The organism is Aminobacter sp. J41 (assembly GCF_000526635.1).
Classification (GTDB): domain Bacteria; phylum Pseudomonadota; class Alphaproteobacteria; order Rhizobiales; family Rhizobiaceae; genus Aerobium.
Genome location: NZ_JAGL01000002.1, coordinates 244569 through 263448, shown reverse-complemented (window position 1 = coordinate 263448; position 18880 = coordinate 244569). Strand labels below are relative to the sequence as shown.

Here is an 18880-nt window from a genome sequence, read left to right as displayed (position 1 = left end):
CATTTGGTTGTGTGGGTCCTCATTCGAAGGGCGGCGCTGCGGTTTCAATCAAGGAATACCGGTTTGCACAGACTTGCCCGCTCAGCTAAGCGAAGGATGCGGCGGAGGAGTTGCCGCAAGGGCATTGCACGCGGAGGGGAATTTTCATGCACGAGATGCGCAGCACGACAGTGACCGTCTGGGCGGCGACCGCAAGGTACCTTGCAGACCTTGGCGTCGACACGATGTTCGGTCTGATCGGCGATGCAAATCTCTTCATGGCTGATTCCTTCGTTCGCGACTGCGGCGGCCACTATGTCTCGGCAAGCCATGAGTGCGGCGCGGTCCTGATGGCACTGGGCTACGCGCAGGTCACCGGTAAGGTCGGCGTTGCCACGGTCACGCACGGTCCGGGCCTCACCAATACCATTACTGCGCTCGTTGAGGGCGTAAAGGCGAACACGCCGATGGTGCTGCTGGCGGGTGATACCCCGGTCACGGACAAGGACAATTTCCAGAACGTGCCGCAGCGCGAGCATGTGCTCGCTACCGGCGCGGGCTTCGAACAGCAGCGCTCGCCGCAGACGCTGGCGGAGGACATGATTGTCGCCTTCCGCCGCGCGCAGATCGAACGCCGCCCGATCGTTCTCAACATGCCGGCCGACTTCCAGTGGCAGGAGGTCGAGTACCGGCGCATCTCGCTGCATCTGCCGGAATATCGCGGTGTGGTGCCAGAGAGCGAAGACCTCGATAACGCCGTCGGCATCATCGCCTCGGCCCGCGCGCCGATCGTGCTCGCAGGTCGCGGCGCTGGCGACGAGCGTTCGCGCGCAGCCCTCATCCGGCTTGCCGAGCGCATCGGCGCGCCGCTGGCTACGACGCTAAAGGCACGCGGCCTGTTCCGCGGCGAGCCGTTCAATCTCGGCGTATTTGGCACGCTTGCGACCGACGTCGCTGCCGAGACGATCGGCAAGGCCGACTGCATCATCGCCTTCGGCGCGGGCCTCAACAAATACACCGCCGCGCATGGCGCCTACCTCGAGGGCAAGCGCGTCATCCAGGTCAATCTCGAGCGCGGCGAGGTTGCCCGCAACCGCGACGTCGATGCTGCTGTCGTCGGCGATCCGGCGCTGACGGCCGACCGCTTCGTCGAGCTGCTGGATCTTGCCGAGATTCCAGCGTCCGGCTTCCGCTCCGATGACCTGCGCGAAAAGATCGCCGAGGGCCGCATCCAGCCATACCTGTCGAAGGAGAACGCGCCGGGCACCGTCGACGTGCGGACCGCGTTGCTGCGCATCGCCGAGGCCATCCCGGAAGACCGCGTCGTGGTGCAGGACGGTGGCCGTTTCATGGTCGAGGGCTGGAAAACGATGCACGCACCCGGCCCCCGCTCCTACGTTCATACCGTCAACTCCGCCTGCATCGGCCTCGGCATGGGGCAGGCGATTGGCGCGGCAGTTGCCGCAAAGGGCCGGCCAACCGTGCTGGTCGTTGGCGACGGCGGCTTCATGAACGGCGGTCTCGTCGATTTCGTCACGGCGGTGCGGGAAAAGCTCGACCTGATCGTTATCGTCTGCAACGACAACGGCTATGGCGCCGAATACGTGCAGTTCCGCCGCAAGCAGATGGACCCGTCGCTGTCGCTGCTCCACTGGCCTGACCTTGCACCGGTAGCAGTCGCGCTGGGCGGACAGGGGGTAACCGTGCGCGGGGAAGGGGATCTCGATCAGGCGGTCGAGGCGGTCCGCTCGCGCCGTGGGCCGCTGCTGATCGATCTCAAGCTCGATCCGGAGAGCCTCTCGGCGATCACGCTCTGAACAGACCCCAAAGAGAGGTACGTAATTTCAGGAACCAAGGGCAGGAGGCGGCGTTCGGGGAAACGGAGTCGCTCATGTCCAACTATCACGCAGACAACCTGGCACGGCTGGAAGACATCGAGGGGCTGCTCATCACCGCGCAGGGCCTGGTTTTCCGCCTCAACGATGAAGAACTCGACGAGGCCCGCCGTTGCATCCGCCATGCACTGGATGAAGTGCGGGATGCCAAGGGAGTCCTCCTCGAAAAATGGCGCGCCCAGGACCTGGAATAGGTGCCGGGCGCGCCATTTCCATCTCTCTGCCGCCGGCGACAGTGCACCGGCGGCACCTCATTTACCTATCGCGACTTCTTGTAAAGCTTCTCCGCGATCTCGAACATTTCCTCCGGCGCGTAGTCCGGCGTGAAAGCCGACGGTTCTCCAACGAGTTCCTGGATCTTACCGCCGTCCGGCATCCCCTCGACAACCTCGAGCTCGCCGGGGGGATCATCCGGCAGCGCCACTTCGCCATTGCCCCAGATGCCGGCGATCTCGCGATAGTCGTCGGGGCTAAAGGTGTAGAGCCGGCGGTGCGAGCCTTCAGCGAGGTATTTCTGGCATTCGGGAATGTTGCCGAGTGGGATGTTCGGCGTCGGCAGCATCTTCTCGATTTCGACACCGGTGATCTTCTTCAGCGCCAGAGCATAGGCGTGAGCATGTACCGAACCGCGGACCAGCAGGTAGCCGCAGACCTCGCGGCCGGTCGGGTCGGTCAGCGATTCATAAACGCGCAGCTTGTGCAGGCGCGCGCCGCATTCGAGGTGAAAATTGTGCAGGAGGTCGAAGATCACGTTGCCGGTCGTGGTCACGAAGTCCTTGTTCCAGCTCAGGCCGTTCGAATCGATCGGCACCGAGCCGCCGCCGTGCGAGAAGAAGCCCGCCGCCAGCCGCGCGTCCTTCATCATCTCGAACGGTGCATCCGAAATATCGGCCGGACCGGCTGCATCGCGGTCGGGCTCATCCGGGCCGTTCGCCAGCATGGCGACGCCGTTGCTGACGAGTTCGACATGGCCGAGTTCCTCGGCAGTGATTGCGGCCACAAGGCTGTAGAACGGCCTCAGCTTGCTTTTGGACCTGAAGTTGAAGCTCTGGAACAGGTAGTTTCCGAGCGTGGACATCTCGCCGTATTTACCACCCAGCAGTTCCTGGAGGGCAGCGGCGGCATTCTGGTCCTGCCGCGCAGGGGGCGGCAGCTCGATCTGCAGCTTGTCGACACGCAAGAACATGAGAGGGATCCTCCATTGACGCCCCCGCCGCAGAACCCCGAAGACCGTCAATAGTTCCTTGCCGGCGCCGGTGCTTCATCTGCCTCTGCCGCCGATCTACTGCCTGAACTTCTGGCAAGGGCAATCTGCCGCTTCCCAACGCGCTTCGCCTTGCTGCCTGAGAAATGGGCTGTAACCGCGGCCACAGGCCACCAAACAGGCAAACTACTTGATCGTTTTACGGAAGCGAGTATTTTGGACAGCAACGCTGTCCCATAAGCCTGCGCAATAATCCAACAAGGGCCGCACTCGAAACGAAGCATGCCTCATCATCCCGGCCGTCGCGCCGGGAAAAAATTATCCGCACATCAATTGAGTTGCATTTGACCGCTGGCAAACCAGCCGTCACAGGCGTATGGGCGGGCAACGAAATCATTTCTCCGGGATGCGCGTTTTAGGTGCAGCTCGGCTCCGAACTGGGTGACCAAATGACTAGCAAACTGAACGACCAGACCATTTCCCGGCGCGCGGCCCGCATGCGCGCTTCGGAGATCCGCGAGCTGCTGAAGCTGCTTGATCGTCCGGGGATGGTATCCTTCGCTGGCGGCATCCCGGATCCGGACCTGTTCGACATCGAGGCCTACCGCTCGGCCTATTCCGAGGCGCTGAGCGACGGCGACCGCTCTCTGCAGTACTCGACCACTGAGGGCTATCAGCCGCTGCGACGCTGGATCGCGGACTACATGTGCCGCAAGGGCGTCACTTGCGACGAGAGCCACATCCTGATCACGCACGGCTCGCAGCAGGCGCTGGATCTCATTGGCAAGCTGATGATCGATCCTGGCAGCACGGTGGTGACGCTGGCGCCGACCTATCTCGGTGCGCTGCAATCCTTCTCGGCCTATGAGCCGGAGTATCGCGCCGTCCGCTTCCAGAACGGCGTTGCCGAGACGAATGTTACCGCGGCGCGCGTCCTCTACCTTGTCCCTGACTTCGCCAACCCGACCGGCGAGACGCTTTCCGTTGAAGACCGCAAGGCAGCCCTCGCGCTTGCCCGTCGCGCGGGTGCGATCGTCGTCGAGGATGCCGCCTATACGGAGCTGCGCTTCGAGGGCGAGAACGTGCCGCCGATCGCGGCCCTCGACATCCAGGAGACCGGCTCGATCGACGACAGCTGCACGCTGTTCTGCGGCACTTTCTCGAAGACGCTGGCGCCGGGCCTGCGCATCGGCTGGATCTGCGGCCCGACCGCGCTGCTGCAGAAGCTTACCCTGATCAAGCAGGCGTCCGACCTGCACACGGCGACCATCAACCAGCAGGTGACCTTCCGCGTGGCTGCCGACAATTTCGAAATCGCGGTCGAGAAGGCGAAGGTCGTCTACCGCAAGCGCCGCGACGCGATGCTGAGCGCCCTTGGTGCCTACGCGCCGGAAGGCCTCAGCTGGACCAGCCCGGCCGGCGGCCTGTTCGTCTGGATCACGCTGCCGGAGCAGATCGACAGCGCCAAGCTCCTCGAGAAGGCGGTCGCGCGCAACTTCGCTTTCGTTCCGGGTGCAGCCTTCTATCCCGACGGCTCCGGCCGCAACCACCTGCGCATGAGCTACTCGCTCCTGCCGGAGGACGTGATCGACCAGGGCATCAAGGCGTTCTGCGACCTCGTGCGCGAGGAAATCGCCTGATCTGGCGGGCGATCTAACTGGGGGCGGGCGGCGGTAACGCCGCATCGCTATCGGCGCCTGGTCTCGACTACGGTTTCGGATCGGCCTTCAGATAAGCGATGACGTTGGCAAGGTCTTCGTCATCCTTGAGGCCAGGGAACGCCATCTTGCCCTTCGGAATGACGGCCTTGGGATCGCGGAGATATTCGGTGAGGTTAGCATCGTCCCAGACGAGGCCCTTCTCACCGGCTTCCTTCATGTTTGCGGAGTACTTGGACTTGTAGCTCTCCAGCGTGCCGGCGGTGCGGCCAACGACGCCGACGAGCGTCGGCCCGACCTTGTCCTTGCCGGCCGTCGCATCATGACAGGCCATGCACTTGCTGAAAACCTTCTTCCCGGCGACCGGATCCCCTTCGGCCAGGGCCGGAACGGCCGCCAGCGCCGCGGTGGCCAGAAGCGTCGCGCCAACTACAGTGGTGAGTTTCATTGCGGTTCCTCCCAGAGACGGCCGCGGTGTGCGACCGCGTCTCTTCACTTCGGTTTGACGGCCAAACAATGTTTGCAAAAGCCGTCTCAAGGTCGGTGCCAGTCACCCAACGTCGCGGCTCTTCCAAGGTTCCTCCCCGAAGGCCGATCCCGCACGAGAACTGCTTTATAGCAGAAGGTGCCAAACAGGAGTATCCTGTCCGAACGGATGGTCGCGGCTGGAGCGTGACCCGAACCTGCATTTGAGCGAGCCGCGATCGAAGACCATGTCTAGGAGGACACCGGTCATGGCAAGCTTTCATGTGATTGCAGGCGCCACTGAAATTCAGGAACACGTTCGTGTCCGGAAGATCAGCATCTCTGATCTCACGGATGCCCTTCGCAAGGGCATCGACGATTTCATGGTAAAGCCGTCCCACATCGTCTTTCTCTGCATGATCTACCCGATCGTCGGCGTCTTCCTGGCGACGTGGACTTCGGGTGCGAACGCCCTGCCGCTGCTGTTCCCGCTGATCTCGGGCTTTGCGCTGATCGGCCCGTTCGCCGCCATCGGTCTTTATGAGATCAGCCGCAGGCGCGAGCTCGGGCTGGACGCCTCCTGGTGGCACGCGTTCGAGGTACGCAATTCACCAGCATTGCCGGCGATCGCCGCCGTGGGCGGCATGCTCCTCGTTATCTTCCTCGCCTGGCTGCTCACCGCGCAGGCTTTCTACGAGAACCTGTTCGGCCGTACCCCTCCTGAATCGATCGGCGCGTTCCTGCGTGAGATCTACTCCACCGACCGGGGCTGGACGCTCATCATCGTCGGCCACGCGATCGGCTTCATGTTCGCGCTGGTGGTGCTGTCGACCACGGTCATTGCCTTCCCGTTGCTGCTCGACCGCGACGTTGGCGCGCTGGAAGCCGTTCGCGCCTCAATGCGCGCCGTGCTGACGAACCCGATCCCGATGGCAGTCTGGGGCCTGATGGTGGCGATCGGCCTGATGATTGGCTCGGCGCTGGCGTTTGCCGGCCTTGCCGTCGTCCTGCCGATCCTCGGCCATGCAACATGGCATCTTTACCGGAAGGTGACGGAGCCCGCGCCGAGGCGCTGAGGCTTTCTTGTTGCTCCGGTCGGGCAAGCCCGGTCGGAGCAAAGCCAGCATTTTCCTTTTATTGGGCCTCCCTATCAGGGCGCGGCGCCGAAGAAGGTCATGCGGGTCCAGAGCGTGTAGTTGGACTCCACCGTCATGATCCAGACGAACACCAGCACGACGAGCGGTGGCACGAGGATCGCATAGACGAGCGACAGCCGCTCCCACGCCATGTGCATGAAGATGGCGACGATCAGGCCTGCCTTGAGCAGCATGAAGATGATGATCAGCGACCAGCGCAGCATGCCCTGGAGCTGGAAGTAGTCGACGAGATAGGAGCACGCGCTGAGGATGAACAGCCACACCCAGACGACCAGGTAGAGCTTGATCGGATGCTCCTGATGGCTGTCGGTGTGAGCCACCGCCGCAGGCTGCTCCTGACCGTGGGACGAGCCCATCCTGTGTCCGGTTGCCTCAACCATCTCTCTTCCTCACCACAAATAGAAGAACGCGAAAATGAAGACCCAGACGAGATCAACGAAGTGCCAGTAGAGGCCCATGATCTCGACGCTCTCGTAATTGCCTCTGCGGCTCGTGAAGAAGCCGCGCGCGTCCGTGTCGTAGTCACCGCGTGCGACCTTGCGGGCCACGATGAGCAGGAAAATCACGCCGATCGTCACGTGGGTTCCGTGGAAGCCGGTGATCATGAAGAAGGCCGAGCCAAATTGTGCTGCACCCCAGGGATTTCCCCACGGGCGCACGCCTTCCATGATCAGCTTCGACCATTCGAACGCCTGCATGCCGACAAAGGTCGCGCCAAGCACGGCCGTCAGCAGCATCAGGATCGCCGTGCGCTTGCGATCGCGCCGGTAGGCGAAGTTGACCGCCATCGCCATCGTCCCGGACGACGAGATCAGCACGAAGGTCATGATGGCGATCAGGATGAGGGGGAGGTCACGCCCGAACAGGTGCAAGGCGAAGACCTCGCTCGCATTCGGCCACGGTTCGACGGTCGACATGCGCGCCGTCATGTAGGCGATGAGGAAGCAGCCGAAGACGAAGGTGTCGCTGAGCAGGAACACCCACATCATCGCCTTGCCCCAGGAGACGTTCTTGAACGCCCGCTGGTCCGACGACCAGTCCGCGGCGACACCCCGGAGGCCACTGGGCCTCATCTGCGGCGGTACGTGGGAAAGCGTCGTCTCGGCCATTCGCTTCCTCCTTCAGGTCAGCAACTGACGGCAGATTTCGACGAACCCGGCAGCCCATCCGGCAAACAGCACAAGGATTGCAAGCCAGATGAACAGCAGGAAGTGCCAGTACATGGCGCAGAGCTCGACGCTGAGCGGCAGGCGCGGGCGAGGTGCGGGCGCCCAGGCCTTCGCCATGGTGCGGCCAAGCCCGATGATACCTCCGATGATGTGCAGCCCGTGCAGGGCAGTCAGCAGATAGAAGAAGCTGTTCGCCGGGTTGGCGTTGAGCAGGTAGCCGGTGGCGTTGAGCTGCCGCCAGGCGACAAGCTGGCCGGCCAGAAACACGAGCGATGTCAGCCCGCCGGTGACCAACGCCAGCCGCACCGTTTGGATCTGCTCGCGGCGCGAGGCCGCAACGGCAATCTGCAGCGCGACCGAACTCAGCACCAGGACGAGGGTGTTGAACCAGAGGATCCCCGGCAGCGGCATCGCCTGCCAGTCGGAGAGCTCCATGCGCATGAAGTAGGCACTGGCGAACAGCGCAAACAGGCAGCCGACGACGGCAAGGAATACGCCGAGGCCGATCTTCTCGGTCGGCATCAGGCTCGGCGGGGTACCGTCGATGACATCGACACCTAGTTCGAGCCAAGGCTTCGACAGGAGCCGCTGGTGGCTCAGCCACCAGAGGGAGATGCCGGCAATCACCAGGATGAAAACGATGACGACGCTCATCTGTGCACCACCGGCTTGTTCGGCCACGGATCGTTTTGCGCAATGAAGTCCTGCGGCGCGCCGGGCACGCTGTAGTCATAGGCCCAGCGATAGACCACCGGCAGCCTGTCGCCCCAGTTGCCGTGAGGTGGCGGAGTAGTCGGCGTCTGCCACTCAAGGGTGGTCGCGCGCCACGGATTGCCGCCGGCCTCGCGGCCGTTCTTCAGGCTCCAGAACAGGTTGAACAGGAAAACCAGCTGCGCGAAACCAACGACGAGCGCGGCGATGGTGATGAACTCGTTGAGCGTGTGCACCGACTCCGGGATGAAGGCGGTTTCGCCAAGTTCCGGATAGCGGCGCGGGACGCCGACCAGCCCGACATAGTGCATCGGAAAGAAGATCAGGTAGGCGCCGATGAAGGTCACCCAGAAATGGAAGTGACCCATTACCTCATTGAGCATCCGCCCGGTGATCTTCGGGTACCAGTGGTAGATCGCGCCGAAGATGACGAGAATTGGCGCCACGCCCATCACCATGTGGAAGTGGGCCACCACGAACATCGTGTCCGAGAGCGGGACGTCGACCACGACGTTGCCGAGGAAGAGGCCCGTGAGCCCGCCATTCACGAAGGTGACGATGAAGGCGAGGGCGAACAGCATCGGAATGGTGAGGTGAATGTCACCGCGCCAGAGCGTCAGTACCCAGTTGTAGACCTTGATGGCCGTCGGCACCGCGATGATCAGCGTCGTCGTCGCGAAGAAGAAGCCGAAATAGGGGTGCATGCCGCTGACATACATGTGGTGCGCCCAGACGATGAACGACAGCGCGCCGATCGCCACGATCGCCCACACCATCATGCGGTAGCCAAAGATGTTCTTGCGCGCATGGGTGCTGATGAGGTCGGAGACGATGCCGAAGGCTGGGAGGGCGACGATGTAGACCTCCGGATGGCCGAAGAACCAGAACAGGTGCTGGAACAGGATAGGGCTGCCGCCCCCATAGCTTAGCTGCTCGCCCATCTCGACCAGCGCCGGCATGAAGAAGCTGGTGCCGAGCAGCCGGTCGAACAGCATCATGACCGCTGCAACGAACAGTGCCGGGAAGGCGAGCAGCGCCATCACCGTCGCGGTGAAGATGCCCCAGACGGTGAGCGGCATGCGCATCAGGGTCATGCCGCGGGCGCGTCCCTGCAGCACGGTGACCACATAGTTCAGGCCGCCCATCGTGAAGCCGATGATGAACAGGATCAGCGAGAACAGCATGATGAGGATGCCGGCCTGCTGGCCGCCCGGCGTGCCGCCGAGGATCGCCTGCGGCGGATAGAGCGTCCAGCCAGCCCCCGTCGGACCGCCGGGCGCGAAGAAGCTCGCCACCAGCACCAGCACGGCGGCTAGATAGATCCAGTAGGACAGCATGTTGAGATAGGGGAACGCCATGTCGCGCGCTCCCACCATCAACGGGATCAGGTAGTTGCCGAAGCCGCCAAGGAAGAGGGCGGTCAGCAGGTACACGACCATAATCATGCCGTGCATGGTCACGAACTGGTAGTAAGCCTCGGGGGTGATGAAGTCGAAGGTGCCGGGGAAGGCGAGCTGCAGCCGCATCAGCCAGGACAGCACCAGCGCGACGAGCCCGATTGCCATCGCGGTGCTCGAATACTGGATGGCGATGACCTTGGCGTCCTGCGAGAACACATAGGTCGTCCACCAGCTGTGCGGATGGTAGAGCTCAACATCCGGAACTTCAGCAGGCGGGATCGCATCGGTCGTACGAGGCGTAAATTCGACCATGATGTCACCTCCAGCACTCCGGCGGGGCCCGAGGCGGCCCGAACCCCGTCACGTCTATTGCCGTGTTATGCCGCCTCCTCCCTCATCATTTCTTCGTCCCTCCATCGGCCATACCGACTTCGGTGCCGCTCAGCTGCGCGAAGGTGGACTGCTCCTGAAGCCACGCCTGGTAGTCTTCCTCCGTGTCGACCATCACGATGCCGCGCATGAAGCCGTGGCCGATGCCGCAGAGCTCTGCACAGAGCACCTCGAAGGTGCCGGTGCGAATTGGCGTGAACCAGAAATAGGTGACGGAACCCGGCACCATGTCCATCTTGGCGCGGAATTCAGGCACGTAAAAATCGTGCAGCACGTCGATCGAGCGCAGCAGCATTTTGACCGGCTTGTCGACTGGAAGGTGGAGGTCGGCAGCCTCGATGATCACGTCGTCTTGCCCTGCGGGATCCTCCGGATTGACGCCGAGCGGATTTTCCGGGCTGATCAGCCGGGCCTCGGAGGTGCCGAGCTTGCCGTCAGCGCCCGGCAGCCGGTAGCTCCACTGCCATTGCTGGGCGACGACCTCGACCTCGGTGGCATCGTCCGGAACCGATACGAACTGCGACCAGACATAGAGACCGGGCGCAAGCAGCGCCGCGACACCGATGGCGGTAACGACCGTTAGCCAGCCCTCGAGCCGGCCGCTTTCGGGTTCATAATCGGCCTTCGACCCTTCGCGATGGCGGAAGCGCCAGATGCAATAGGCCATGAACAGGACGACAGCGGCGAAGACGATGCCGGTAATCCAGAAGGTGATGACGAGAGTGTTGTCGATGTAGCTCCAGTTGGAGGCAATCGGTGTGAACCACCACGGGCTCAATACGTGAAAGAGCACGGAGCCCGCGACAACAAGGACGAGTACGATTGCAATAGCCATACTCTGTTCACCGACATTCGGGACGTCTGAATTCCTCCCCGCCCAAATGTCTCGCTCATTGTGCGCGATTTGCGCCCGAAATTCTAGTGTCGGTAGCAAGCTTGCATAAGCAGGCGCTAAATGACTGACTGAAAGGACCCAAAGTGATTAGCGCCGAACGCACGGTTACCGAGCGGCACCACCGACGGTGATGCTCGGTCGCGGGGTCTGCCTTCGGTGGAGGCGTCGGCGGACCTGCTGGTGTGCTCCGCTACAGGCACAAAAAAAGCGGGCTGGGTCCCGCTTTCCTCTGGTCTCCGAGACATTCGTCACGCTGCCGGTACATTCATGGTCAGCGCGGGTCAATCGGATCAAATTCAGCCTTTTGCTTCAAGAACCTCACCGCGCATCTCGCGGGACGTTCATGCCTGCATCGGCTGATGATCGACATATAGGAGACCATTGTGTTCGAACCAAGTTCGCGGCCGAAAAAGACCGACCGGCCGCGGACGAAGTGTGCCAGCGGCCGGACTTGTCCCGTTCAGGCCGTTGCCTCCTGGATCGCCGACAGCTTCCAATCGCCGCCGTTCCTGCGCACGAAGGTCCAGAGTTCCACCGTCTCGGTCGGCTCCTCAACACCGCTGACCAGCGCGCCGGTGGCGCGATCGCGCAGGACGTCGATCGACTCGTAGCAGAAGGCGGCGGTGGCATAATCGTCCGCTCCTTCGTTCCACGCTTCAGCAATGTCCGCCTGCAGGAGCTTTACGCCGGTGACCTCGTTGCGCACCCCGCGCTTGGCGTTATCCGCCAGTTCCTCCGAGAAGAACGACACCATCTCGGGAGTTGAGAGGCGGCGAAGCGCTGCGTGGTCCTCATCGGCGAAGGCCTGCTGCACCTCGGCGAGCCTCTTCTCGAACGTGTCGAGATCGGACTGATCGAGCGAAATGTCGGTCATCTGCGGTGCGGAAGCCAGGGCAGCGCCACCGCCGATGCGTGGCAAGGTGAAGCCGGACGGGGTGCGGCCGGACTGAGGTGCCGCATCGCGCCGGTAGGACTGCCCAAAGTCTGATTCATGCACATTGGCAGAAGCGCGCGGGCCGCCGGCGGTTGCCGGCTGGCTGCGCGAGCGGAAAAAGGCCATGGCCAACCAGATGAGGCCACCGATCAGCAGCAGTTGGACGAGGAAGCCGACGGCGCCCGCCATGCCGCCAAAGCCGTAGCCGAACAGCATGCCGAGCAGGCCGCCGATCAGAATGCCCCGCATCAGCCCGCCGCCGAGACCGCCGAACAGGCCCGGGCGCTGCTGGCCCAGAGTCTGCTGCTGGCGGCTCGTTGCGCTGGGCGCAGGCGTCATGCTGCGCTCGACCGGCGCGGTCGCGTTCGGGGCTGTCCGGGTGGGCGGAACGACCTGCTGGGTGCGGAAGCCGCGACTGCCAAAGCTGCCACCGCGTCGCGCCTCGGCGAAGTCGGTCGAGACAAGCATCACCCCGGCAAAGACCGCCGCCAAAAGTGCAAGAATTCGAAAGCGCCCGAAACGCATCATTGAAACGTATTCTCCCCGTGGTCGCCGCGAAGACGGCATGCGTCGTTCAGGACGGGCCGAAGGCGCTCTTGCCACGCGCGCCCGATCGGCCGATCCGCTGCGCCGGATATGGCAATCTGCTGCCGTGGTTGCAAGGACAGGCAGGCGATGGATCAAGGCTTCGGACAATATGTCGATGCAAGCTATTGGCTGTGATCTGCTCATTCGACCATCGCCCTGAGCCAGCACCAGCCGCTTCGAGGTCCACTAGGTGCGAAAGCGTACAATGGGTGGAAAGGATGAGGCAGTATCTCTCCCCATTCTCATCCTTTCTCATCCTTTTGTACTAGACTTCGTCAGCTGCAATGATTTACGGCTGGTGATCCATCGCAGTTGATGCGAAGGTTATGTGACGGAATTGGAGGAATCACCGGGCATAAATACCAAGGGGAGCCGGCCCCGGACTGAAACTGTCGACATGAAACGGGAGGATAGAATGTCGGTAGCAGTTAAACACGCATCCGCTCCAGCGTCTCGCAGGCAATTTTTGAAGGGAAGCTTGCTGGCCGCTGGTGGTACCGCAGCAAGCAGTCTCGCCGCTCCGGCCGTACTGGCCCAAAGTCCCGTCGTCGTGAAAATGCAGACGTCCTGGCCGTCGGGCGACATCTGGATGGATTTTGCCCGCCAGTATGTCGAGCGCGTACAGGAAATGTCGGGCGGCCGTATCCAGATCGATCTTCTGCCCGCTGGGGCGGTGGTCGGCGCCTTCCAGGTGCTCGACGCCGTCAATGACGGCGTGCTCGACGCCGCGCATACAGTGCCTGTCTACTGGTACGGCAAGCACAAGGCTGCCTCTCTTTTCGGCACCGGCCCGGTTTGGGGCGGCACCGCGCTCAACATGCTCGGCTGGTTCTACCAGGGTGGCGGCAAGGAGCTGTATGCCGAGCTTACCCAGGAGATCATGGGCCTGAACCTCTACGGCTTCTACGGCTTCCCGATGCCTGCACAGCCGTTCGGCTGGTTCAAGAACCCGGTCGCGACGATCCAGGATCTGCAGGGCTACAAATACCGCACCGTGGGTCTCGCCGCCGACCTTCTGCAGAAGCTCGGCATGAGCATCGCCCAGATCCCGGGCGGCGAAATCGTGCCGGCCATGGAACGCGGCGTGATCGACGCCTTCGAGTTCAACAATCCATCTTCAGACCTTCGCTTCGGTGCGCAGGACGTCGCCAAGAACTACTTCCTGGCGTCCTATCACCAGGCATCGGAATCGTTCGAGTTCCTGTTCAACAAGGACTTCTTCGACGATCTGGAGCCGGACCTGCAGGCTATCCTGAAGTACGGCGTCGAGGCGATCACCATGGCGAACACGGCGCTTGCCCTCGACTTCTACTCCAAGGATCTGCAGACCTTGCAGGATGAGCACGGCGTCACCGTGCACCGGACCTCGCAGGAAATCCTCGATGCCCAGCTCAAGGCCTGGGACGAGCTTATCAAGGAGCTCGAGGAGGACGAGTTCATGAAGCGATGCATGGAAAGCCAGCGCCAGTGGGTCGAGCGCACGGTCTTCTATGAGCTGATGAACGCGCCCGACTACGCCCTTGCCTACGAGCACTACTTCCCGGGCAAGCTCAAGACCTGACAATGTTCGGAGTCGGGAGCGCAGGTCGCGTTCCGCCGGCTCCCGCCGCGGGCGAGGGTGGGGCTTGCCCCCGCCTTCGCGTCACGTCAGCGCCGCCGTCTTTTCGGCCGGCGGTGCTTCCCCGTCTCCTTCGCCAGGTGAACCGCTGCGATGACGCGCCTCATCTTCTTCATCGACCGCATCTCGGGCTGGGTCGGCCGGGCTTTCGCCTGGCTGATCCTGATGATGGCCTTCGGGATGGGCTACGAGGTAATGGTACGTTACCTCTTCCTTGCGCCCACAAGCTGGGCCTTCGACATGTCCTACATTCTCTACGGCACGCTCTTCATGATGGGCGGCGCCTACACGCTCTCGCGCAACGGGCACGTGCGAGGCGACTTCCTCTATCGGCTGTGGTCGCCGAGGGCGCAGGCATCGATCGAGCTGGTTCTCTACTTCCTGTTCTTCTTTCCCGGAATCCTCGCCCTCATCTTCGCGGGCTGGAAATATGCCGGGCGCAGCTGGCGCTATCTCGAAGTCAGCACGAACTCGCCGGCCGGCATCCCGATCTTCCATTTCAAGACGGTTCTCGTCGCGGCCGGGGTTCTCCTGTTCATGCAGGGAATTGCCCAGGTCTGCCGCTGCATCCTGTGCATCCGCAACGGTGCCTGGCTGCCGCATGAGGAGGACGTCGAGGAACTCGAAGATCAACTGGTCAAGCAGGTTGCCGCCGGTCACGGCGAAGACGCCGCCCTGATGGCCGGGCGGATAAGGGGGGAATGATGACCGACCCGCAAATTGCGATCATGATGCTGGGGATCTTCATCCTCGTCATTTTCCTCGGCTTTCCGATCGCCTTCACGCTCATGGCGCTGGGGGTGGGCTTCGGCTACTACGCCTATTTCGACGGTCGCCGGATGTGGCGCGCCTACGAACGCGCGGTCGCGGATGGCGCCGATACCTGGACGCAGTGGCAAAGCTGGATCGAGGGGTTCTTCAACAACCGGATCTTCGACCTCTTCGTGAACCAGACCTATTCGGTGATGGCGAACGAGGTGCTGACGGCCGTGCCGCTCTTCCTGTTCATGGGCTATATCGTCGAGCGCGCCAATATCGTTGACCGGCTGTTTTCGACCCTATACGTCGCAGCGCGCCGCGTGCCGGGTTCCATGGCCGTGGCGGCGCTGATCACCTGCGCGCTGTTTGCGACGGCAACCGGCATCGTCGGCGCGGTGGTGACGCTGATGGGCCTCCTCGCATTTCCGGCGATGCTTAAGGCGCGCTACGATACGAGCTTTGCCTCCGGCGTCATCTGCGCCGGCGGCACGCTCGGCATCCTGATCCCGCCGTCGATCATGCTGATCGTCTATGCCGCTGCATCCGGCGTCTCGATCGTGCGCCTCTATGCCGGTGCGCTGCTGCCGGGGTTCCTGCTGGCGGGGCTCTACCTCGTCTATGTGATCATCCGCGCGATCTTGCAGCCGAACATCGCACCGAAGCCGCGCGACGAGGACGTCGGAGACACGCCGCTCGGCCAGCTGATCCTCATGATCCTGACATCGTTCGTTCCGCTGGCCTTCCTGATCCTCGCCGTTCTGGGCTCGATCCTGTTCGGACTTGCCACACCCTCGGAGGCCGCGTCTGCCGGAGCGATCGGCGGCCTGCTGCTTGCGGTGCTCTATCGCGCGCTCACCTGGCAGCGGCTGCGCGAGTCCGTTTATCTGACGCTGAAAACGACGGCGATGGTGTGCTGGCTGTTCGTCGGCTCGTGGGTGTTCGCCTCGGTCTTCTCCTATCTCGGCGGCGAGCGGCTGATCAGCGAGTTCGTGACCGGCCTCGACATCTCGCCGATCACGTTCCTGATCATGGCCCAGCTCATCATCTTCCTGCTGGGCTGGCCGCTGGAGTGGTCGGAGATCATCATCATCTTCGTGCCGATCTTCCTGCCGCTCCTGTCGCACTTCGGCGTGGATCCGCTGTTCTTCGGCGTCCTCGTGGCGCTGAATCTGCAGACGTCGTTCCTGACCCCGCCGATGGCGATGTCAGCCTATTACCTCAAGGGCATCGCGCCACCGCATGTGCGGCTGACGCAGATTTTTGCCGGATGCATGCCTTATCTCGCCATGGTGTTCCTCTCGATGTTGCTGATCTACCTGTTCCCGTCCATCGTCTTCGCTCTGCCGGAGCTGGTCTATGGCCGCTAAGCGCATTCCTGCTGCCGATCCCGCAGCGCTCGGTGCCCGCGAGGCGGCATGGCGCATTGCCGAGGGCGCGATGTCATCCGCGGAACTGGTTGCCGCCTGCCTCGCACGCATTGATGCCGAGGAGGAGCGGGTGCAGGCGTGGGTGTTCCTCGACCGCGACATGGCGATGGCCGAAGCCGAGGATAGGGACCGCCGCCGGAAGCTGGGCATGCCACTTGGGCCGCTCCACGGCGTGCCGGTCGGCATCAAGGACATCATCGACGTGAAGGGCATGCCCACCGGTAACGGCTCGCCGATCGACGCGGGAAGGATGCCGCTGGAGGACGCAGCGCTGATCCGGCGCCTGCATGCGGCAGGTGCCATCATCCTTGGCAAGACAGTCACGACCGAATTCGCCTACTTCCATCCCGGCAAGACACGCAACCCGCACGATCCCTCCCGCACACCGGGCGGCTCATCGAGCGGCTCGGCAGCGGCGGTGGCGTGCGGGATGGTGCCGCTTGCTTTCGGCAGCCAAACCAATGGGTCGGTGATCAGGCCGGCTTCCTTCTGCGGCACAGTCGGCTTCAAGCCGTCCTTCGGCGCGATCCCGCGCACGGGCATGCTCACTGCCTCTCAAAGCCTCGACCATGTCGGCCTGTTCGCTCGGAACCTTGAGGACATGGCGCTGGCCGAAGCCCTCATGGGGCCGGACGGCCGCGATACCGGGGCAGGGGCTAGCCCGGGACCGCTCATGGCAACGGCTCTCTCGGAACCGCCCGTGGCTCCCGCGCTCGCCTTTATCCGGACGCCGGCGTGGAGCCGCGCCGAGGAGGGGACAGTGGCCGCCTTTGCCGAACTGGTCGCGGCGCTGGGAGACCGGCTTGAGGACGTGGAGCTGCCGGAGCCCTTCGCCCGTGCCTATGGCTGGCATCGCGCGATCATGGCGGCCGAGATGGCCCGCAATCTCGGGCACTATGTCGACCGCGCGCCCGAGCAATGTTCCGACAAGATCCGCGATCTGGTGGCCGAGGGCCGCGGCGTTTCCGCCCCCGACTATCTGGGGGCGCGTGATATGGCGCCTGTCCTGCGCTCATCGCTTGAAGCACTTTTCGACCGCTTTGACGCGATCGTCACACCGGCCGCGCCGGGTGAAGCGCCGGAAGGGCTGGAGTCGACGGGCGATCCGGTCTTCTGCACGCTTTGGACCTATCTGGGGCTCCCGGCGCTCAGCCTGCCGCTGCTCACCGGGCCGAACGGCCTGCCGCTCGGAGTACAGCTCGTCGGCGCTCCCGGCCAGGATGCACGGCTGTTGCGCACAGCCCGCTGGCTGGTGCGCCTGCTAAACGAGGAGGTTCCCGCATGACCGACAGGCTTCTCGCGCTGATTTCGCTGATTGGCCTCGCGCTGTTCCTCTGCGTGGTGCCGATCTGGGTGCCGAGCCCCGACCTGATCGTGCTCGCCGTCTTGTGCTTCCTGCTAGCCGCCTTCGACTTCTGGCGCGAGCTGTTCCGGGCGGGCGGTGGCGGGAGGTAGTCGGCGCACCCTCTCAAGACACGATTGCCTTTCGGGCGCCAGCAATGCCTTATTCGTTGCCGGCGGACGCAGCCGGCACCCTGCTGCTGTCCGCAGGGAGAGAGTTTAGGAGATCTGATGTCTACCGTCCGATTGATCAGCGACGAGGAAGCCGAGACCATTCCCGCGGTCAGGGAGGTCTTTGACGACATCCGAAAGACGCGGAAGTCCGATTTCGTCAACAATTTCTGGCGCGGGCTCGCAAATGACCCGGTCAGACTGAAGGCGATATGGCAACAGCTCAAGGAGGTGATGGTCGCGGAAGGTTCGCTCGACCCGCTGACGAAGGAGATGCTGTACATCGCCGTCTCGACCGCCAACGGCTGTTCCTATTGCGTCCATTCGCACACAGCCGCGGCCCGCGCCAAGGGTATGACCGACCAGCAATATGGCGAGTTGCTGGCGGTGATCGGCCTCGCCGCCCAGACCAATCATCTGGCAAATGCCATGCAAATTCCGGTCGATCCCGAGTTCGATCTCGTCAGACAAGACCGGTAACCGCGCTACGGATTCAGGGAGGGGCCGATGCTGACGCTTTATGGAATGAGTTCCAGTGGCAATTGCTACAAGCCGCGGCTGCTTCTGGCCAAGCTCGGGCGGCCGTTCCGTCATGTCGAAGTCAACGCGATGGACGGGTCGACGCACTCGACCGAGTTTCTGGCGCTCAACCCGAACGGCAAGGTGCCGCTGCTGCAACTCGAGGATGGACGGATCCTGGCGGAATCGAATGCCATGCTGCTCTATCTTGCGGAGGGCACATCCTATCTGCCGGACGCAGGGTTTGAGCGGGCCTTGGTCTACCAGTGGCTGTTCTTCGAGCAGTACAGCCACGAACCTTACATCGCCGTGCTGCGGGCGCTGAAAAAATATCCGGAACGCGCGCATCAGGCGACGCCTGAACGCGTCGCGCAATTGCTGGATGGCGGACACAAGGCACTTGCGGTGATGGAGACGCAGCTGTCCAAGACGCGATTCATCGCCGGCGACGACTACACCGTCGCCGACATCGCGCTCTACGCCTACACCCAGGACGCTGCCTTCGCGGGCTACGAGATTACCCGCTTCCCGCAGGTAACGACCTGGCTCGAACGCGTCGCCACCGACAACGGCCACGTTCCGATGGAGTGGTTGCCCTGA

At 63.0% G+C, this 18880-nt stretch carries 19 protein-coding genes; 11 read left to right on the top strand and 8 right to left on the bottom strand.

Features of this window, described 5'->3' with window-relative positions:
• The first annotated feature begins 146 nt into the window (after positions 1–146).
• Entirely contained in the window at positions 147–1796 is a 1650-nt protein-coding gene (locus L630_RS0102720) for a thiamine pyrophosphate-binding protein (protein ID WP_034329152.1), read from the top strand.
• 74 nt (positions 1797–1870) lie between these two features.
• Positions 1871–2068, top strand: coding sequence for a hypothetical protein (locus L630_RS0102715; RefSeq protein ID WP_024846753.1), 198 nt, complete (start codon positions 1871–1873; stop codon positions 2066–2068).
• Positions 2069–2133: 65 nt separating this feature from the next.
• On the opposite strand, the gene L630_RS0102710 is transcribed toward L630_RS0102715, so the two are convergent.
• Positions 2134–3060 carry a manganese catalase family protein gene (locus L630_RS0102710; RefSeq protein WP_024846752.1) on the bottom strand — a complete coding sequence of 309 codons (927 nt, stop codon included), beginning with the start codon at positions 3058–3060 and terminating at the stop codon, positions 2134–2136.
• A gap of 467 nt (positions 3061–3527) precedes the next feature.
• On the opposite strand from L630_RS0102710, the gene L630_RS0102705 reads away from it, so the two are divergent.
• The gene (locus tag L630_RS0102705) at positions 3528–4718 is read left to right on the top strand and encodes a PLP-dependent aminotransferase family protein (protein ID WP_034329206.1); all 1191 of its coding nucleotides are present in this window, start codon (positions 3528–3530) and stop codon (positions 4716–4718) included.
• A gap of 67 nt (positions 4719–4785) precedes the next feature.
• Here the strand turns inward: L630_RS0102705 and L630_RS0102700 are convergent, their stop codons facing one another.
• Entirely contained in the window at positions 4786–5184 is a 399-nt protein-coding gene (locus L630_RS0102700; RefSeq protein ID WP_024846750.1) for a cytochrome c family protein, read from the bottom strand.
• A gap of 286 nt (positions 5185–5470) precedes the next feature.
• Between L630_RS0102700 and L630_RS0102695 the strand changes: the two genes are divergently transcribed.
• Complete coding sequence (locus L630_RS0102695; protein WP_024846749.1) at positions 5471–6277, top strand: DUF2189 domain-containing protein; 807 nt, start codon at positions 5471–5473, stop codon at positions 6275–6277.
• A 74-nt stretch (positions 6278–6351) separates the two neighbouring features.
• On the opposite strand, the gene L630_RS0102690 is transcribed toward L630_RS0102695, so the two are convergent.
• The 6 genes from L630_RS0102690 to L630_RS0102665 form a co-directional block, all read right to left on the bottom strand.
• Entirely contained in the window at positions 6352–6714 is a 363-nt protein-coding gene (locus tag L630_RS0102690; protein WP_034329150.1) for a cytochrome C oxidase subunit IV family protein, read from the bottom strand.
• Positions 6715–6747: 33 nt separating this feature from the next.
• Positions 6748–7467, bottom strand: a complete 720-nt coding sequence (locus L630_RS0102685) for a heme-copper oxidase subunit III family protein (protein ID WP_024846747.1) — start codon at positions 7465–7467, stop codon at positions 6748–6750.
• A gap of 12 nt (positions 7468–7479) precedes the next feature.
• Positions 7480–8181 (bottom strand): cytochrome c oxidase subunit 3, encoded by a 702-nt coding sequence (locus tag L630_RS0102680; RefSeq protein WP_024846746.1) that lies wholly within the window; start codon positions 8179–8181, stop codon positions 7480–7482.
• Positions 8178–9950, bottom strand: a complete 1773-nt coding sequence (gene ctaD, locus L630_RS0102675; protein ID WP_024846745.1) for a cytochrome c oxidase subunit I — start codon at positions 9948–9950, stop codon at positions 8178–8180. The genes L630_RS0102680 and ctaD overlap by 4 nt, the downstream gene beginning before the upstream one ends.
• 85 nt (positions 9951–10035) lie before the next feature.
• On the bottom strand, positions 10036–10863 hold the full coding sequence (locus L630_RS0102670) for a cytochrome c oxidase subunit II (protein WP_024846744.1): 828 nt from the start codon (positions 10861–10863) through the stop codon (positions 10036–10038).
• Positions 10864–11383: 520 nt separating this feature from the next.
• Positions 11384–12385 (bottom strand): Tim44 domain-containing protein, encoded by a 1002-nt coding sequence (locus L630_RS0102665; protein ID WP_024846743.1) that lies wholly within the window; start codon positions 12383–12385, stop codon positions 11384–11386.
• Positions 12386–12860: 475 nt separating this feature from the next.
• On the opposite strand from L630_RS0102665, the gene L630_RS0102660 reads away from it, so the two are divergent.
• The 7 genes from L630_RS0102660 to L630_RS0102630 all read left to right on the top strand — a co-directional run bounded on the left by L630_RS0102660 (position 12861) and on the right by L630_RS0102630 (position 18880).
• Positions 12861–14006 (top strand): twin-arginine translocation signal domain-containing protein, encoded by a 1146-nt coding sequence (locus L630_RS0102660; protein WP_024846742.1) that lies wholly within the window; start codon positions 12861–12863, stop codon positions 14004–14006.
• 150 nt (positions 14007–14156) lie between these two features.
• Positions 14157–14768, top strand: coding sequence for a TRAP transporter small permease subunit (locus tag L630_RS0102655; RefSeq protein ID WP_024846741.1), 612 nt, complete (start codon positions 14157–14159; stop codon positions 14766–14768).
• On the top strand, positions 14768–16189 hold the full coding sequence (locus L630_RS0102650; RefSeq protein ID WP_024846740.1) for a TRAP transporter large permease subunit: 1422 nt from the start codon (positions 14768–14770) through the stop codon (positions 16187–16189). Before L630_RS0102655 ends, L630_RS0102650 begins: the two co-directional genes overlap by 1 nt.
• Positions 16179–17534 carry an amidase gene (locus L630_RS0102645; protein ID WP_024846739.1) on the top strand — a complete coding sequence of 452 codons (1356 nt, stop codon included), beginning with the start codon at positions 16179–16181 and terminating at the stop codon, positions 17532–17534. Before L630_RS0102650 ends, L630_RS0102645 begins: the two co-directional genes overlap by 11 nt.
• Positions 17531–17704, top strand: a complete 174-nt coding sequence (locus L630_RS22745) for a hypothetical protein (protein WP_156941749.1) — start codon at positions 17531–17533, stop codon at positions 17702–17704. The genes L630_RS0102645 and L630_RS22745 overlap by 4 nt, the downstream gene beginning before the upstream one ends.
• Before the next feature lie 117 nt (positions 17705–17821).
• Positions 17822–18241, top strand: coding sequence for a carboxymuconolactone decarboxylase family protein (locus L630_RS0102635; RefSeq protein WP_024846738.1), 420 nt, complete (start codon positions 17822–17824; stop codon positions 18239–18241).
• Positions 18242–18268: 27 nt separating this feature from the next.
• Entirely contained in the window at positions 18269–18880 is a 612-nt protein-coding gene (locus L630_RS0102630; RefSeq protein ID WP_024846737.1) for a glutathione S-transferase family protein, read from the top strand.

Coding starts and splice junctions, on each gene's coding strand:
- L630_RS0102655 (WP_024846741.1), top strand. CDS start 14,157: ATGACGCGCCTCATCTTCTTCATCGACCGCATCTCGGGCTGGGTCGGC.
- L630_RS0102690 (WP_034329150.1), bottom strand. CDS start 6,714: ATGGGCTCGTCCCACGGTCAGGAGCAGCCTGCGGCGGTGGCTCACACC.
- L630_RS0102695 (WP_024846749.1), top strand. CDS start 5,471: ATGGCAAGCTTTCATGTGATTGCAGGCGCCACTGAAATTCAGGAACAC.
- L630_RS0102650 (WP_024846740.1), top strand. CDS start 14,768: ATGACCGACCCGCAAATTGCGATCATGATGCTGGGGATCTTCATCCTC.
- L630_RS0102670 (WP_024846744.1), bottom strand. CDS start 10,863: ATGGCTATTGCAATCGTACTCGTCCTTGTTGTCGCGGGCTCCGTGCTC.
- L630_RS0102660 (WP_024846742.1), top strand. CDS start 12,861: ATGTCGGTAGCAGTTAAACACGCATCCGCTCCAGCGTCTCGCAGGCAA.
- ctaD (WP_024846745.1), bottom strand. CDS start 9,950: ATGGTCGAATTTACGCCTCGTACGACCGATGCGATCCCGCCTGCTGAA.
- L630_RS0102700 (WP_024846750.1), bottom strand. CDS start 5,184: ATGAAACTCACCACTGTAGTTGGCGCGACGCTTCTGGCCACCGCGGCG.
- L630_RS0102715 (WP_024846753.1), top strand. CDS start 1,871: ATGTCCAACTATCACGCAGACAACCTGGCACGGCTGGAAGACATCGAG.
- L630_RS0102705 (WP_034329206.1), top strand. CDS start 3,528: ATGACTAGCAAACTGAACGACCAGACCATTTCCCGGCGCGCGGCCCGC.
- L630_RS0102635 (WP_024846738.1), top strand. CDS start 17,822: ATGTCTACCGTCCGATTGATCAGCGACGAGGAAGCCGAGACCATTCCC.
- L630_RS0102680 (WP_024846746.1), bottom strand. CDS start 8,181: ATGAGCGTCGTCATCGTTTTCATCCTGGTGATTGCCGGCATCTCCCTC.
- L630_RS22745 (WP_156941749.1), top strand. CDS start 17,531: ATGACCGACAGGCTTCTCGCGCTGATTTCGCTGATTGGCCTCGCGCTG.
- L630_RS0102720 (WP_034329152.1), top strand. CDS start 147: ATGCACGAGATGCGCAGCACGACAGTGACCGTCTGGGCGGCGACCGCA.
- L630_RS0102685 (WP_024846747.1), bottom strand. CDS start 7,467: ATGGCCGAGACGACGCTTTCCCACGTACCGCCGCAGATGAGGCCCAGT.
- L630_RS0102645 (WP_024846739.1), top strand. CDS start 16,179: ATGGCCGCTAAGCGCATTCCTGCTGCCGATCCCGCAGCGCTCGGTGCC.
- L630_RS0102665 (WP_024846743.1), bottom strand. CDS start 12,385: ATGATGCGTTTCGGGCGCTTTCGAATTCTTGCACTTTTGGCGGCGGTC.
- L630_RS0102630 (WP_024846737.1), top strand. CDS start 18,269: ATGCTGACGCTTTATGGAATGAGTTCCAGTGGCAATTGCTACAAGCCG.
- L630_RS0102710 (WP_024846752.1), bottom strand. CDS start 3,060: ATGTTCTTGCGTGTCGACAAGCTGCAGATCGAGCTGCCGCCCCCTGCG.